The 16,336-nt window shown below is 69.2% G+C and carries 14 protein-coding genes; 3 read left to right on the top strand and 11 right to left on the bottom strand.

All coding sequences use genetic code 11. The features are described from left to right. Positions 1-113 precede the first annotated feature (113 nt). Entirely contained in the window at positions 114-1,691 is a 1,578-nt protein-coding gene (locus ACT53Q_RS18025) for a tyrosinase family protein (RefSeq protein WP_476188040.1), read from the top strand. Positions 1,692-2,258: 567 nt separating this feature from the next. Here the strand turns inward: ACT53Q_RS18025 and ACT53Q_RS18020 are convergent. The 11 genes from ACT53Q_RS18020 to putP form a co-directional block, all read right to left on the bottom strand. Beyond that, positions 2,259-2,726, bottom strand: a complete 468-nt coding sequence (locus ACT53Q_RS18020) for an N-acetyltransferase family protein (protein ID WP_476188039.1) — start codon at positions 2,724-2,726, stop codon at positions 2,259-2,261. Positions 2,727-3,324: 598 nt separating this feature from the next. Beyond that, positions 3,325-4,617, bottom strand: a complete 1,293-nt coding sequence (locus ACT53Q_RS18015) for an adenylosuccinate synthase (RefSeq protein ID WP_476188038.1) — start codon at positions 4,615-4,617, stop codon at positions 3,325-3,327. Positions 4,618-4,899: 282 nt separating this feature from the next. Further along, complete coding sequence (locus ACT53Q_RS18010) at positions 4,900-6,654, bottom strand: hypothetical protein (protein ID WP_476188037.1); 1,755 nt, start codon at positions 6,652-6,654, stop codon at positions 4,900-4,902. Between the two features lie 257 nt (positions 6,655-6,911). Then, positions 6,912-7,097, bottom strand: a complete 186-nt coding sequence (locus ACT53Q_RS18005) for a DUF2065 domain-containing protein (RefSeq protein WP_476188036.1) — start codon at positions 7,095-7,097, stop codon at positions 6,912-6,914. 19 nt (positions 7,098-7,116) lie between these two features. Continuing rightward, the gene (locus ACT53Q_RS18000; protein WP_476188035.1) at positions 7,117-7,572 is read right to left on the bottom strand and encodes a hypothetical protein; all 456 of its coding nucleotides are present in this window, start codon (positions 7,570-7,572) and stop codon (positions 7,117-7,119) included. A 95-nt stretch (positions 7,573-7,667) separates the two neighbouring features. Continuing rightward, complete coding sequence (hflC, locus tag ACT53Q_RS17995; protein ID WP_476188034.1) at positions 7,668-8,531, bottom strand: protease modulator HflC; 864 nt, start codon at positions 8,529-8,531, stop codon at positions 7,668-7,670. Further along, complete coding sequence (hflK, locus tag ACT53Q_RS17990; protein ID WP_476188033.1) at positions 8,528-9,643, bottom strand: FtsH protease activity modulator HflK; 1,116 nt, start codon at positions 9,641-9,643, stop codon at positions 8,528-8,530. Before hflK ends, hflC begins: the two co-directional genes overlap by 4 nt. Positions 9,644-9,694: 51 nt before the next feature. Further along, entirely contained in the window at positions 9,695-11,047 is a 1,353-nt protein-coding gene (hflX, locus tag ACT53Q_RS17985; protein ID WP_476188032.1) for a ribosome rescue GTPase HflX, read from the bottom strand. A gap of 108 nt (positions 11,048-11,155) precedes the next feature. Next, positions 11,156-11,443, bottom strand: a complete 288-nt coding sequence (hfq, locus tag ACT53Q_RS17980) for an RNA chaperone Hfq (RefSeq protein WP_476188031.1) — start codon at positions 11,441-11,443, stop codon at positions 11,156-11,158. 128 nt (positions 11,444-11,571) lie between these two features. Beyond that, entirely contained in the window at positions 11,572-12,582 is a 1,011-nt protein-coding gene (gene miaA / locus ACT53Q_RS17975) for a tRNA (adenosine(37)-N6)-dimethylallyltransferase MiaA (protein WP_476188030.1), read from the bottom strand. Positions 12,583-12,707: 125 nt separating this feature from the next. Continuing rightward, positions 12,708-14,216 (bottom strand): sodium/proline symporter PutP, encoded by a 1,509-nt coding sequence (gene putP, locus ACT53Q_RS17970; RefSeq protein WP_476188029.1) that lies wholly within the window; start codon positions 14,214-14,216, stop codon positions 12,708-12,710. Positions 14,217-14,350: 134 nt separating this feature from the next. On the opposite strand from putP, the gene ACT53Q_RS17965 reads away from it, so the two are divergent. Continuing rightward, the gene (locus tag ACT53Q_RS17965; RefSeq protein ID WP_476188028.1) at positions 14,351-15,439 is read left to right on the top strand and encodes an alkane 1-monooxygenase; all 1,089 of its coding nucleotides are present in this window, start codon (positions 14,351-14,353) and stop codon (positions 15,437-15,439) included. A 75-nt stretch (positions 15,440-15,514) separates the two neighbouring features. Further along, a complete protein-coding gene (locus ACT53Q_RS17960; RefSeq protein WP_476188027.1) occupies positions 15,515-16,195 on the top strand; it encodes a hypothetical protein in 681 nt (226 codons plus the stop codon). Positions 16,196-16,336: the final 141 nt, after the last annotated feature.

Raw genomic sequence — 16,336 nt, 5'->3', positions numbered from 1 at the left:
TTCTTCATGAGTTCTCCTTGGTCTGTCGAGGGTAGAGAACTCACCTGCCGATCGGCTACATGATTCGTCTCAGGTCATGTCCATCCGCCGGTTCACGTATCAAGGAGTGATGTATGCGATCCGTCCATGCAGTGAGGGGGATGTTGTTGGCGCTGTTGTGGTGTCTCGCGTGTGGCGTCGTCCACGCCCAGTCCGTCCGCATCAGCGTCGCCGAGTTCTCGAAGGATCCCGCGAAGGTCGCGAACCTGAAGGCCGCGATCGAGTCGATGCGGGTGGCCAGCGGCGCGGACCCGATGTCCGTCGACTTCCGCACCAGCCTGGCCTACTGGGCCAACACGCACGGTTACATCGGCACGGGCACGCATGCCACCAGCATGGAGGCCTACATCACCAACTACCGCATGCCGCAGTGCCTGCAGGCCTATCCGAAGAGCGTGTGCGACACGTACTACCAGCACGTGGTGAACGTGAACGTGCCGCCGGACGGCTTCACCGATTCGATCTGGGGCACGTGCCAGCACGGCAACCTGTTCTTCCTGCCGTGGCACCGCTTCTACCTGTACTACTTCGAGCGCACGGTGCGCAAACGCTCGAAGGACCCGAACTTCGCGCTGCCGTACTGGAACTACTTCGACAACTACGTGCCGGCGCAGAAAGGCATCGCGCTGCCGCCGCTGGTCGTCGGTGATCCGAACACGCTGAAGGACCAGTGGCGGACGCCCGGCCTGAACGAGGCGAAGGTGGTGATGGACCCGCAGTCCGCCGATGCGTCGCAGGCGTTCGCGTTCAACGACTTCACCAACTTCTCGAACACGCTGCAGGGCCAGCCGCATGGTGCGATGCACTGCGCCGTCGGGTCGGGCTGCGTGATGCCGGACATCGGGCTGGTGCCGATCGCGGGCGCCGATCCGGTGTTCTACATGCACCACGCCAACATCGACCGGCTGTGGCAGTGCTGGATGGTGGGCAAGGCCGGCGGCAAGCCGATCGACCTGGCGTGGGCGAAGGCCAACCTCGGCATGCCCGACAGTTGGTACGAGCAGCAATACACCTTCATCGACGAGAACGGCCAGCCGGTGACCGTGAAGGTGGCCGACGTGTTCTCGGAGAAGTACACGCCGCAGTACGACCAGTTGCAGAACTGCGGCGCCAATCCGGTGCAGGCCCGTCCGCTGCTGCTGGCCGCGGCGACCGAAAAGGTTGGTCCGCTGAAGGTGCATCAGCCGCGCACGACGAGCAAGCCGGTGATGCTGGGCAGCAAGCCCGTCGACGTGTCGCTGCAGGCGGCGCCGAAGTCCGGCATGGAGAACGAGGCGGTCATCGACACCAATGCCACCGGCCAGACCTACCTGGTGCTGGAAGACGTGAAGCTGGTCGGGCTGCCGACGCTGACCTACAAGGTCTACCTCTTCGACAAGGCGCATCCGAAGCGCGCCAGCTACATCGCCACGATCAGCATGTTCGGCGCGGGTCCGGCGCATCCGGGGCATGGCGATGGCGGCTCGCTCGGCGACCTCGTCTATCAGGTCAGCGGGCAGTTGCAGGAACTGGGCATCCAGTCCGCCGACCAGATCGGGGTGCGCTTCGAGCCGACCAATCTGCTCGTCGGGCAGAAGTGGAAGGAACCGGCGGCCGGCAACGGCGTGAGCGTCACGCGGGTGCGGCTGCAGACGTCGACGACGGCGCCCTGACGTCGTGGCTTTTGCGGGGTGGCGTCTTGGGGCGCCGCCCTGCCCGTGCGGTCCATCATGCGAAAAAGCCCGCGGAAGCGGGCTTTTTCGTTGGGGTGGTGCGTTGGCGGCGGGTGTCGCGGCTCACGTTGCCCCCACAAACAGCACGGTGCTGCTTTTCTCCCTCCCCTTCAAGGGGAGGGCCAGGGTGGGGATGGGTTCCAGCGAGCCGCGCAACGAAGGTACAAGGCCGTCATCCTCGCGCATGCGAGGACCCAACGCTTCGTGGCGATCAGGCTTGGGTCCTCGCATGCGCGAGGATGACGGTGTGTGGACACGGGGCGAATACGAGCGGCGGGAAGAGCTTGCCGCCGCGTTTGTCGCGACTCCCGTCGCTCCCACAGGCAATGCCTGCCGCGTCGGTGGTCGCGCCTTCCGGCGCTCCTACAAGGATGGGCTTGCCGCGGCGGGTGTCGCGGCTCACGCCGCTCCCACAGAAGGCGGAAAGGCTTGCCGCCATGATGGACGACGCGCCGCCGCCCCCCTTCAAGGGGAGGGCCGGGGTGGGGATGGGTTTGGTGCGGCGGCTCAGCCGGCGTCGCGGGTGTAGACGATGAAGCCGAGGTGTTGGGCGACCTTGTCGTAGAGGGCGCGGCCGGTGGCGTTGTCGACGTGGGTCTGCCAGTAGACGCGGTGGGCGCCGGCGGCCTGGGCTTCACGGGAGACGGCTTCGATCAGGCGGCGGCCGATGCCCTGCCCGCGCTGGTCGGGATCGGTGAACAGGTCCTGCAGGTAGCAGACCGGTTCGATGCGGGTGGTGCTGCGGTGGAACAGGTAGTGCGTGAGCCCGACGAGGCGGCCGTCGCGCTCGGCGACGAGGGCGAACACGGGTTCGACGGGGTTGAAGAAGCGTTCCCAGGTGCAATCGGTGATCGCCTGGGGCAATCCGGTGTCGCCGCTGCGGCCGTAGAAGGCGTTGTAGCCGTCCCACAGCGGTTGCCACTGCATGCGGTCGTCGCGGTGCAGCGGGCGGACGAGGAGGTCGGCGTGGGTCATGGCGGGGCTCCGTCGGGACGCGTGGGCACTGTGCCGGAAATCGTGCGCGCGCGCATCGCGGGCGATGCATCGAGCGGCGCGCCGCATCGCCTGAAATCAGGACGCGGTTCCGATCCGTCGTGGTGTGCACGGGAGAAGGTTCCGCGACGCGCGGTGATGTCTCGCGTGACTAGCAGATCCCTCGCCTGCTGCTCGGGATGACAGGGGTGGGAGCGGACCGTGTTGCGCGACTTCGGCGCGTCGTCATTCGTGCGCACGGCAGGAGGTCAGTGCGGCGTGCGGTGATGTGTCGCGTGACAAGCAGGTCCCTCGCCTGCGGCTCGGGATGACAGTGGTTGGGCGACGCGCTTATCGCGCGATATCGGCATGCCATGCATGCAAGAACAGCGGAACACTACGCAATGCAGGAATTGTGTCGCATGACAAGCAGGTCCCTCGCCTGCGGCTCGGGATGACAGCGGTGGGACGGAGGTATCGCACGGCGCCGGCATGTCATGCATGTGCGCGAAAAGCACGAAACCCCGCGGTGCGGGGCTTCGTGAAGTGCGTGAAGCAGGTCCCTCGCCTTCGGCTCGGGATGACAGCTGAGATGTCGCGATCAGGCGAACGGGTCGCGCAGGACGATGTTCGCGTCGCGATCAGGGCCGGTGCTGACGATCGCCAGCGGGCAGCCGGCGAGTTCTTCCAGCGCGCGCAGGTAGGCGCGGGCGGCGGGCGGGAGTTTGTCCCACTCGGTGATGCCGGCGGTGGATTCGCTCCAGCCCGGAAATTCCAGGTACACCGGCTTGCACTCGCGCCAGCCGTCGGCGTCCAGCGGGGCGTATTCGCTGCGCTTGCCGTGGTACTCGTAGGCGATGCAGATCTTGAGCTTCTCCATGCCGTCGAGGATGTCGAGCTTGGTGATGCACAGGCCGGTGATGCCGTTGATGGCGACCGCTCTTTTGAGGGCCACGATGTCCATCCAGCCGCAGCGGCGCGGGCGGCCGGTGGTGGCGCCGTATTCCTGGCCGCGGTCGCGGATGCCCTGCCCCACGTCGTCGTCGAGTTCGGTCGGGAACGGGCCGCCGCCGACGCGGGTGGCGTAGGCCTTGGCGATGCCCAGCACGTAGTCGATGGCGTCGGCGCCGACGCCGGTGCCGGCGAGTGCGCCGCCGACGGTGGTGTTCGACGAGGTGACGTACGGGTACGTGCCGTGGTCGATGTCGAGCAGCGAGCCCTGCGCGCCTTCGAACAGCACGCGTTTGCCCTGCTTGCGCAGGTCGTGGAGGATGCCGGCGACGTCGGACTTCATCGGTTCGACGTATTCGCCGAAGGCCAGCGCTTCGTCCAGCGTCTGCTGGAAATCGATGGCGTCGACCTTGAGGTACTGGGTCAGCACGAAGTTGTGGTAGTCGAGCGCGGCGCGCAGCTTCTCGGCGAGTTCGGCCGGGTAGCGCAGGTCGGCGACGCGGATGCCGCGGCGCGCGACCTTGTCTTCGTACGCGGGGCCGATGCCGCGGCCGGTGGTGCCGATCGCGTCCTTGCCGGCGGCCTTCTCGCGGGCCTGATCCAGCGCGATGTGGTACGGCATGATGATCGGCGTGGCCGGGCTGATCTTGAGGCGGCTGCGCACGTCGACGCCGTTGGCTTCGAGCTCGGCGATCTCCTTCTGCAGGGCGCCGGGGTGCAGCACCACGCCGTTGCCGATGAGGCAGAGTGCGTCGTCGCGCAGGATGCCGGAGGGAATCAGGTGCAGCACCGTCTTCTTGCCGCCGATCACCAGCGTGTGGCCGGCGTTGTGGCCGCCCTGGAAGCGCACGACGGCGCCGATGTCCTGGGTGAGCAGATCGACGATCTTGCCCTTGCCCTCGTCGCCCCACTGGGCGCCCAACACCACCACTGATTGACCCATGACCTGACTCCGGATGTTTCGTTGTAGGAGCGCCGGGAGGCGCGACCTGATGCGTCGACGAGGGTCATGCGCAGGTCGCGCCTCCCGGCGCTCCTGCGGATCTCGACCCTCCGACACGGAAAAAGCCGGCGGGGCGTGGGCCCCGTCCGGCTTTTGTGCATTATCCGGGTTTCGGCCCCCCGGGGCCACCCTCGGCGCCGGTTTTTGCCGGCCGCGGGATGAACGGCGGGGCCGTCCACCCCGCGGCACGGGGTCGGCAGGCACGGGGTCGGCGAACGCGGGTCAGCGGGCGCCGGCCTTGGCCTGCTGGCGGTCGATGTAGTCGTCGACGCCGTTCTTGTTGGTGTCGAGCCGGCGACCGGTCACCTGGTAGTAGGTGCGGCTGGTCAGCGGGCCGCGGACGTAGGCCCGCTTCACCGGATCCCAGTACGTGGCGGCCGGGTCGATGCTGTCGCCGACGAAGTACATCGTGGTCGACGGGAACAGGTCGATGTTGGTGCCCGGGAAGCAGTCGGTGGTATCGGGCCCGCTGGTCAGGCGGTCGGCCAGCGCCTTGAGGCAGTCGTCGGCGGTGATCACCTCGTACACGTGGCGCGGCTGGTCCAGCCGGGCGATCGGCAGGCTCAGGCCCTTGCCGGGCTCGATGGTCGTGGCCTTGTCCACCAGCGTGCGCGTGGTGTTGGGCCAGGGCTCGAACGGCATGCCGGTGAAGTCGGCGATGCGCCCGCCCGGCACCATCTGGTCCAGCGCCTGCACGCGCGGCAGTTCCTGCATGCGCAGGTTGGCCAACTGCAGCGGGGCCGCGGCGGCGTTCGCGTTGAACACGCCGAGGTTGAGCCTGCCGCCGATGGTGTCCAGCGTGCCGGCATCGAAGGCGTGCAGGCGCGGGTTGAGCGTCATCGCGGTGCCGCCGTTGTCGCGCAGGATCACGTCCTTGATGACGATCGGGTTCGGCGTGTTGAGGTTGAAGTTCACCGTGGTGAACGTGGCACCGATGTGGAACAGCACGCCGCCCGGCGCCTGCCCGGGCGCGCCGACGCAGCTACCACCGTTGGGCGCGCTCCAGCGCAGCGTGTACGGGTAATAGGTGTTGCCCTGGAACACCTGCGCGCCGCCGGTCGGGCCGATCACCGTCGGGTTGAGCCACGGGCTGTTGCAGCCGCCGTACGACCACGCGACCACCGGGGGCGTCGTCGACGGATACAGGATGGTCATGTCGAGGCTGTACGCCGCGGCCGCGTTCGGATTCACCAGGTCCCAGTTCCACATCGTCTGCAGCGACAGGCCGACGTTCGCCGCGAGCGTGGAGAATTCGCCGTCGCTGAAATGGCGGCGGTAACCCGCGCGGTCCTCGGCGTTCAGGCTGCCGCCGGCCGGCATCACGTGGTGCTTGTAGGTGTCCTCGCCGGCGGCGACGGTGGTGTTGTGCGCGAGGCCGTAGTTGTGGCCGGCCTCGTGCGCGGCGGTGCCGCCGATCGAGTTCGCCCAGCGATCGAGCGTGGAATTGGCGCCGTTGAGCGCGCCGCCCGGGCCGCCGGTCCAGTCCTGGTAGGTCTTGCCCCAGACGTAGGCGTAGTCGACCGCGGTCGGGTCGCCAGTGTCCACGGCCTGCGCGAGGCCGAACAGGCCGTCGGTGATGTCGGACTTCGTCGTCACCGCGACCGTGTTGCGGCGCGGGAACGTGGCCGGCGGCAGCGTCGAGGTCGGGATCACCTGCACGTTGAACTCGCAGTAGTCGAGTTCGACGACATGCGTGACGGCGTCGCGCAGCGCGGTCGTGGTGCCGGTGTAGCTGGGCAGGTCGGCCGCACTGAACGGTGCGGCGGGATTGGTCACCGAGCCGGCGGAAAAGCCGAACGAGGGATACGCCAGCGGCGCGGTGGGATACAGCAGGTAGAGCTTGTTCGCCTTGTTGCCCGGGTTGTAGGCGACGCAGGTGGCGGCGTGCGCGGATGCGCCGACGGACAGCAGGGCAAGGGCGATGAGACTGCGGCGCAGCGTCCGGTTGCGGCGGCGTGCGTGGATCGTGTCTTTCATGACAAGCCTCTCCATAGCATGTGCGAATGGAACGTCGGCCAGCCGCTCGGCCGATGCCGACGACGTGGCGACGCACGACGCGTTGTGTTCCGATTCCTTCGGCACGACGTCGTACCCCGCACGCGCATCTTCATCACGGCGCGGAAGAAAATGAAAGCGCGCGCCGGAAAACGTCACGGTTTCGGGCGGATTGCACGGCATCGGCACGTGCGGTGCCCGCGTGCGATCGATCGTCTGGATGGCGCGCGCGCGTTTGATCAGCCGCGCATGAGGTAGAGGCCGAACAATCCGGCCGCGATCACGCACGCACCCAACACGCGCAAGCGCGTCGGCGGCATCGACAGCAGGTGTTCCGCGGTGCGGCGCCACGCGCCCGGGAAGGCGAAGAGCAGCAGGCCTTCGATCACGGCGGCGAGGGAGAGTGCGGTCCAGAGGTCGGTCATGGCGATGCGCGCGACGTGTTCAGCGCAGACGGGCCTGCCGGATGTCCCACACGCGCCCCGACGTCAATTCCTCGCAACCGTTCAGATGGAAGAAACTGCCGGGACCGATGGTGCCGGGCTCGAAGGCGATGCCCGTGCAGCGCGACGCCCACAGCGCGGAACTCGGCCCCGTTCCTCCGCCGCCGGTCACGTCGAAATCGAGATACCAGGAGATCAGTTCGCCTTCCGGCGTGCGGATCGCGACATCGCAGAAGGCGGAATCGTCACCGTGGCTCCGGTATCCGAACTTGACGGGTGTTCCGCCGGCGAGCGCATCGCGCGCGCAGGCCTGCCACTGCGCGATGTCGCGCGACGAGGCACCGGGCCCGACGTGGAAACCGCAGTCGATCGCATCCGGCCCGGCGATGGCATCGACGTCCTCGGCGAAACCGTCGTAGCAGACGTTCTGCCATCCATCTGCCTTCACGGCAGGCATGCCCGCCGTCGGCGCCTCGTGGACCGATGCGCACCCGCACAAGACAACGGCGAGGCATGCGATGCCTCGCCGTCGGATGGAGCGCATGCGTTGGCTCACCGATCGCTGCGCATGTACTGCAGGAACGGATCGTCCTTGTCGAGCACGATCACCGCCTGGCCGTCCTTGAACGACTCGCGGTAGGCCTCGAGGCTGCGCTGGAAGGCGTAGAACGCCGGGTCGGCGCCGGCGGCGGTACCGTAGAGGCGCGCGGCCTCGGCATCGCCTTCGCCGCGCAGCTTCTGCGCGTCGCGTTCGGCCTCGGCGAGGATCACCGCCTGGTCGCGATCGGCGCGGGCGCGGATCTCGTTGGCCTGCTCGGCGCCCTCGGCGCGCAGCTGGCTGGCGACCTGGTGGCGCTGCGCGCGCATGCGGTTGTAGACGTCGCCAATCACCTTGCTGTCGGTCGGCAGGTCGATCTGCTTGATGCGCAGGTCGATGATCCGCACGCCCAGCGTGGCTGCGCCCTTGTTGATCGTCGACAGCTGGGTGCCGGCGAACGTGCTGCGCTCGCCCGACACCACCTGCGACAGCGTGCGGGTGTTGATCTCGCTGCGCAGCGCGTCCTTGATCATCGGCTTGAGGCGGACCACCGCGGCATCCTCGTCACCGGCGGTGGCGCGGTAGAACGCGCGGGTGTCGCGGATCTGCCAGATCACGAAATAGTCGACGCTCACGTCCTTGCGCTCGGAGGTGAGGTAACGGTCGGGTTCGTCCGGCAGCACCTGCGGGCGGGCGTCGTAGATGCGCGCGCTTTCAAGCAGCGGCACCTTGAAATGCAGGCCGGGACCGAGGTCGCTGCGCACGACCTTGCCGAGGTTCAGCACGATCGCGGTGTGGCCTTCGGGCACGACGAACGACGTCGTCAGCAGCAGGAACAGCGCGGCGAGCGCGGCGGGAATCCAGAGGGTCGGTTTCATCGGCCTTCTCCTTCGCGATCGGTGCCGCGGGGCTTGCGCACGTCGTCGTCCGGCGTGGCGGTGACCATCGGCGCGACCATCTCGGGCGTGGGCGCTGCGGACGCGGCGCCGGACACGGCCGGCGCGCGGGCCGGCGCGGGCGGCAGGTACAGCACCTGGCGGCTGTCGCCACCGACGACCTTGCGGTTCTCGGCCAGCACCTGCTGCACGGTCTCCAGCCACAGGCGCTTGCGGGTGACATCGGGCGCGCCGCGATACTGCTGCAGCAGCAGGGTGAAGCGCTGCGCGTCGCCGGTGGCGCGGGCGATGGACGCGGTCTTGTAGCCTTCGGCGACGGTGCGGGTGCGCGCCGCTTCGCCGCGCGCCTCGGGCACCACCTTCGCGGCGTAGGCGCGGGCCTCGCTGATCAGGCGGTCCTTGTCCTGCTGCGCGCTGTTCACGTCGTCGAACGCGGGCTTCACTTCATCCGGCGGACGCGCGTTGGGCAGGTTCAGTTCGGTGACGACCAGGCCGGTGCGGTAGGCTTCGAGCGACTTCTGCAGCCGCGCACGCGCGGCCACGGCCAGCGCATCGCGCGCGCCGAGCACGGTGTCCAGTGGCGAACGGCCGACCTGTTCGCGCACGGAACTGAGCGTGGCTTCCTTCAGCACGATCTCGGCGTCGCGGGTCCCGAACAGCGCCTGGCGGGCGTCGCTGATGCGGTACTGCACGTTGAACTCGACGTTGACGATGTTCTCGTCGCTGGTGAGCACCGGCACGGTGTCGCTGAGGGTCTTGATCTCGGTGGCGTTGACCTTCTCCACCGTCTCGATCGGCCACGGCAGCTTGAAGCCGGGGCCCGGGGACATGATCCGCGAGAACGCACCGAAGCGCAGGACCACGCCGCGTTCCTGCTCGGTGATCAGCACGAAGCAGGAGAAGCTCAGCCAGAGTGCGACCACGACCGGCAGCCAGCGCAGCGGATTGCCCGCGCCGCCGCCCCCGTCGAAGAAGCCGCGCAGTTTCGCGAGCAGGTCGTTGCCGCCGCGTCCGCTGCCCCGTTTCCAGGGATCGCGACCGCCGCCGGAAGAGGAATCTCGGTTGTCGCCTTTGCCGGGGGTGTTCCAGGCCATGCCCGCTCCGAAGCCGATGTGCCCCGCAGGGATGCGGGCGCGTCCGGCAGTTTACAAGGTGTCGTCGTCCGCGCCGCGGGGCAGCAGCGGCTCCAGCGCATCGCCGCCGGGACCGGCGGCCAGCTTCTCGGCGTCGGCGCGGGCCAGGTCGACGTCCAGCGTCCAGCCGCCGTCGTCCTCGTGCGTTTCCGCGCGCACGGCCTCCAGCGCGAACAGCCGGGCACGCAGCGCGCCGGCGCGCGCGGGCAGGCGCACGCGGCCGAGCACGCGGCGCAGGCCCAGCCGCGCCACCAGCGCATCGCGCAGCAGGTCCAGCCCCAGCCCATCGCGCGCCGACAGCCACACGCGTTCGCGCGCGACTTCGTCGAGGCCGTGATCGACGACGGTGCCGTCGTCGGTCGGATGCACCGCGGGATCATGCCGCGGCACCGCGCCCTCGATGCGGTCGATCTTGTTGAAGACCAGCAACTGCGGCAGGTCGCCGGCGCCCACTTCGGCCAGCACTTCATCGACCTGGCGGATGCGATCGTCGCGATGCGGGTCGGCGGCATCGATGACGTGCAGCAGCAGGTCGGCCTCGCGCGCTTCGGACAGCGTCGAGCGGAAGGCGGCGACGAGTTCGTGCGGCAGGTCGCGCACGAAGCCGACGGTATCGGCCAGCACCACGCCGCCGCCGGGCAGCGCGATGCGGCGCACGGTGGGATCGAGCGTGGCGAACAGCTTGTCCGCAGCGTAGGCCTCGGCACCGGTCAGTGCGTTGAACAGCGTGGATTTGCCGGCGTTGGTATAGCCGACCAGCGCGACGCGTGGCAGTTCGCTGCGCACGCGGGCGCGGCGCATCTGCGTGTGCTGCACTTCGACCTTGTCGAGCCGGCGCTGCAGTTGTTCGACGCGCTTCTGCAGCAGGCGGCGGTCGGTTTCGAGCTGGGTTTCGCCGGGGCCGCGCAGGCCGATCGAACCGCCGCGCTGGCGTTCGAGGTGGGTCCAGCCGCGCACGAGGCGCGTGGCCATGTGCCGCAGCTGCGCCAGTTCGACCTGGAGCTTGCCTTCGTGGCTGCGCGCGCGCTGGGCGAAGATGTCGAGGATCAGGCCGGTGCGGTCGACCACGCGGCGGCCGAGCGCCTTCTCGAGGTTGCGCTCCTGCACCGGGCTCAGCGGGTGGTTGACCAGCACGAGGTCGGCGCCGGTGGCGTCGGCCGCGACCTTGGCCTCCTCCAGCTTGCCGGTGCCGATGAGCAGCGCGGCGTTGGGGCGGTCGATGCGGGCGTGCAGCAGGGCCGCGACGGTGGCGCCGGCGGAGCGGGCCAGGTCGGCGAACTCCTCCAGCACGTCGGGCTCGGGCGGGCCGCCGGCGTGCGGCTGGATCAGCAGTGCGGTCTCGCCCTTTCGGGATCGTTCGAACAAACCGGAAGGTCCGTCAATGGAGGACGCGCAGTATGACCGTTGCGGCGCCGGAGCGCCGCATCCCGGATCACGGGGTTGGCGTCGGGGCGCCGGAGGGCGCCCGCGGCGTCAGTCCTGGTCGACCGGCAGCATGCCGCCCGGCGCATCGTCCTGGTCGGCCGCGTGCACGTAGCCGCCACCGGGGCCGACACGCACGTTGCGCGCGGGCACGACCGTGGAAATGGCGTGCTTGTAGACCATCTGGCTGACGGTGTTGCGCAGCAGGACGACGAACTGATCGAACGATTCGATCGTGCCCTGCAGCTTGATGCCGTTGACGAGATAGATGGAGACCGGAACGCGCTCGCGGCGCAAGGCGTTCAGGAAAGGATCCTGCAAGGACTGCCCCTTCGACATGGTGCTCCCCGTTCTGGGTCTTGTTATTGGCTGGAACATGACTGCTGACGATGCTCTGGTGTCGGTGATGTGCGACAAGCCGGTCCGGTCGCCGAAACGAGGCGACTCCCCCACCGGAACCCCGATGGTTACATAACCGGGAGCTGACCGGAAGTCGGACGATGGTCCGGCTTGCTTCCCCCGGTCGCGGAAAGAAACCCGTTCACCGCACTTTCGAGGCCTTTCGGGTCTTTTGCCGGATCGAGCCAGCGGAGGTCCTGCAGGCCGCGCAGCCAGGTGAGCTGGCGCTTGGCCAATTGCCGGGTGGCGAAGATGCCGCGGTCGCGGAAGGTCGCGGCATCCGTGGCGCCGTCGAGATGCTCCCAGGCCTGGCGGTAACCGACGGCGCGCAGCGCGGGCAGGTCCAGCGGCGCCGGATGGTCGCGCAGCGCCGGCAGCGCGCGCAGGGCGCGGACTTCGTCGAGGAAACCGTCGGCGAGCATGGCGTCGAAGCGGCGCTCGATCCGGGCGTGCAGCACGGCGCGATCGGCCGGCGCGATCGCCAGCCGCAGCACGCGGCACGGGAAGCGCGGCCCGGCCGCGGCGTCGCGCTGCCAGGCGCTGATCGGCCGGCCGCTGACCCGGTAGACCTCCAGCGCGCGGCGGATGCGCTGCGGATCGGTGGCGTGGATGCGCGCCGCGGCAACGGGATCGACCGTCGCCAGTTCCGCGTGCAGCGCCGCCCAGCCGCGTTCGGCGGCCTCGGCATCGAGCTGCGCGCGGACGGCGGCATCGGCCTCGGGCATCGCCGACAGACCGTCGAGCAGCGCGCGGAAGTACAGGCCGGTGCCGCCGGCGAGGATCGGCAGTCGCCCGCGGGCGACGATGGCCTCGACGGCGGCGCGCGCATCGGCGGCGAACTCGGCGGCGGAATACGGCTGCCATGGATCGCGCACATCGATGAGGTGGTGCGGGACGGTCGCCTGCTCCGCCGCCGTGGGCTTGGCCGCGCCGATGTCGAGCCCGCGGTAGACCAGCGCCGAGTCGACGCTGACGATCTCGCCGCCGAAGCGCGTCGCCCAGTCGAGCGCGAGCGCGGTCTTGCCCGACGCGGTCGGGCCCATCAGCGCGATGGCGAGGGGGCGGGTGTCGGCGGGCATGGCGATAGGCGCTATCGGGAAAGCATCGTCATCCTCGCGCAAGCGAGGACCCGACTCTGCCGCTGATCATGTGCAGGTCCTCGCTTGCGCGAGGATGACGGCAAAGGAATTCGTGGACATGCCGCTCAATACCCGTGCACCTTCAACGTCTCCTGCACGCCCTTGTGCGTGAACTGCACGGCGTCGGAGGGCGGTTTGCCGAGGCGGCTGACGACGAGGATCGCGAGCGTCGCCGCGATCACGCCCGGCACCATTTCGTACAGGCCGCTGCCGTGCTGCTTCACCGCGATCTCCTTCCAAAGGATCACGGTCGCGGCACCGGCGATCATGCCGGCCAACGCGCCGTTGCGGGTCATGCGGCCCCAGAACAGCGAGCACAGCACGACCGGGCCGAACGCGGCGCCGAAGCCGGCCCACGCGTACGACACCAGGCCGAGCACGCGGCTGTCCGGATCGCGCGCGATCCAGATCGCCAGCAGCGCGACCGTCAGCACCATCGCGCGGCCGAACCACACCAGTTCACGCTGGCCGGCGTTCGGGCGCAGGAAGCCCTTGTAGAAGTCCTCGGTGAGTGCGCTTGAGCACACCAGCAGCTGGCACGACAGCGTGCTCATGATCGCGGCGAGGATGGCCGACAGCAGCACACCCGCCACCCAAGGATTGAACAGCACGGTGGCGAGCTGGATGAAGACGCGCTCGGAATTCTCGGCGACCGGGCCGACCTGGTCGGGATGCTGCGCGAAGTAGGCGTTGCCGAAGAAGCCGACGGCCATCGCGCCGAACAGGCACAGCACCATCCAGGTCATGCCGATGCGGCGCGCCTTGGGGATGGTGGTCAGCGAATCCGCCGCCATGAAGCGGGCGAGGATGTGCGGCTGGCCGAAGTAGCCCAGCCCCCACGCCATCAGCGAAATGATCCCGACCGCGCCCAGCGTGCCGCCCTTGAACCAGTCGAGCTTGCCCGGATCAACCTGCTCGATCAGCGCAAGGCTGGAGGTGACGCCGCCGCTGCCGAGCACGACCACGATCGGCGTCAGCACCAGCGCGAAGATCATCAGCGAGGCCTGCACGGTGTCGGTCCAGCTGACCGCGAGGAAGCCGCCGACCAGCGTGTAGAGGATGGTCGCGGCCGCGCCCCACCACAGCGCCTGCGCGTAGGGCACGCCGAACACGCTCTCGAACAGGCGCGCGCCGGCGACGATGCCGCTGGCGCAGTACACGGCGAAGAACACCAGGATGACGACGGCCGAGAACACGCGCAGCAGCTTCTGCTTGTCTTCGAAGCGATGGGTGAAGTAGTCCGGCAGCGTCAGCGCGTTGCGGGTGCGCTCGGTGTAGACGCGCAGCGGACCGGCGACGAACTTCCAGTTGGCCCAGGCGCCGGCGATCAGGCCCAGCGCGATCCACGCCTCCGACACGCCGCCGGCGTACAGCGCGCCGGGCAGGCCCATCAGCAGCCAGCCGCTCATGTCCGAGGCGCCGGCCGACAGCGCGGTGACCACGCTGCCCAGCGAACGCCCGCCGAGGATGTAGTCGTCGAAGCTGCGGGTCGACCGCCAGGCCCAGAACCCGATCAGGATCATGGCGCCGAGGTAGAGGCCGAAGGTGATGAGCAGCGGTTGGCCTGCGGTCATGCGCGGTTCCGGGCAGCAGTCGGGAAGCGGCGAGGATACCCCGCGGCACCGGCGCGACGCAGCCCGGCCGGGGGCTTGCGCGGCCTTGCGGCCGGGGTAGCCTGTCGGCACCGTCCCTGCCCGGCCCCGCCCGCATGCCGCTCTGGAAACGCCTCGGCTTCCTGATCGTGTTCGTCGTGCCGGCGCTGATGCCGGGCGCGGCCTGGCTCGGCACGCTCACCGGCCACCCCGACGCGATGGCCTGGTGGCCGCTAGTGTTCCTGTTCGTGCTGGTGCCGCTGGCCGACTACGCGCTGGGCCACGATCCGCGCAATCCCGCACCCGGCGACGAGACGATGCTGGAGCGCGATCGCGGCTTCGCGGCGATGACCCTCGCCGCCCTGCCCGTGCAGGTCGCGGTGATGCTGTGGTCGGGCCGGCACTTCGTCGAGGCCGGCTTCGGGCCGCTCGGCATCGCCGGCTGGCTGCTGTCGCAGGGCATCGTCGGCGGCGTGCTGGCGATCAACGTCGCGCACGAACTGATCCATCGCGACACGCGGCTCGAACGCGCCGCGGGCGGACTGCTGCTGACTTCGGTCGGCTACCACGGCTTCAAGGTCGAACACGTCCGCGGCCACCACGTGCACGTCTCGACGCCCGCCGATGCCTCCAGCGCGCGCTTCCGCGAATCGCTGTGGCATTTCCTGCCGCGCGCGCTGGTGCGCAACACGACGAATGCATGGCGGCTGGAGGCGCAGCGCCTCGCCGCGCGCGGACTTCCGTGGTGGAACCCGCGCAACGAACTGCTCGGCTGGAGCGCACTGTGGCTGGCGCTGGGCGCGGGCTTCGCGCTGTGGCTGGGACCGGCCGGCGTGATGTATTTCGTGGCGCAGGGGTTCTTCGCCGCCTGCTCGCTGGAGATCATCAACTACATCGAGCACTACGGCCTCGAACGCCGCCAGCTGGCCGACGGCCGCTACGAGCGCACGACGCCGCTGCATTCGTGGAACTCGGACTACCTGCTGAGCAACCTGCTGCTGTTCCAGCTGCAGCGCCACTCCGATCACCACGCGCTGCCGCGCCGCCGCTACCAAGTGCTGCGCCACCACGCCGACAGCCCGCAACTGCCCGGCGGCTACGCCTCGATGTTCCTGCTGGCGCTGTGCCCGCCGCTGTGGTTCCGGATCATCGACCCGCGGGTCGAAGCCTTCCGTGCCCGCACGGCCCCGTTGCGTGCCGCCTGAGCGACCGGCATCCTCCGCCTCTTTGCGGGGACTCCGACGATGACGCTTCTCCCGAGATGCCTCCGGCGCATGTGCATGCTGCTGTCCGGCATGTTCGTGCTGTGCGGCCTGCTGCCGATCGCCGCGCAGGCGGGCGAACTCGTCCGGCAGACGCTGCCGACCCCGCTGGCGCCGGGCAGCACCGACCACATCACCCTGCCGATGCCCGCGACCCTCGATCCCGACGAGGAGGTCTGGGTGGCCTACCGGATGTACGCCATCTCGGCGAGCCCCGACCCGACGGGCGACATCGTCGTCAGCGGCAGCTTCGACGGGGTGAAGACGCCGCTCGGCGACATGACCGTGGTGTTCACGCCGTCGCGGATGGAGAAGTCCGCCTCGCAGGGCACGATCGGGCAGCGGCTCGAAGCCGCTTACGGCAAGCGCAGCGACGCCGAACTCGCCGCGGCGATGGGCCCGGGGCTGTTCGAGGCCTACACCGCTCTCAACCGCAAGTCCGGCGCGATCCTGCAGGGCACGGTGCTGAAGACGCTGCCCGCACCCGGTGCCGACCGGCCGCCGCTGCTGGTGACGGTCGAGCGCGACAGCGACCAGCATCCGGTCGGGCTCGAAGTGATCGTCGGCCAGGGCGACCTGCCTGCGGACGTGCAGTCTTCGGTCGATCCCAAGCCGGCGTTCCGCATCGGCCGCCTGCTGGTGCTGGGCCTGGTGATCGCGGTCATCGTCGGCGTGTACCTGCGCGTGCGCAACGCCTGACACCGGTTCCTCGCGCGACGCCGGGCGACGCGACGCGGGTCATCCGGATGCGTCATCCACAGCCGCTGTGGACAACCCGTGCACGAAGTTGTGGACGGACCGCTGCAGCCCAGTCACCGTGCGGGCTGCACGCGATTGGCG

Source organism: Lysobacter sp. DMC97 (genome assembly GCF_056313745.1).
The sequence above is the reverse complement of the archived record's forward strand: the minus strand, read 5'-3'. Positions and strand labels throughout refer to the sequence as shown.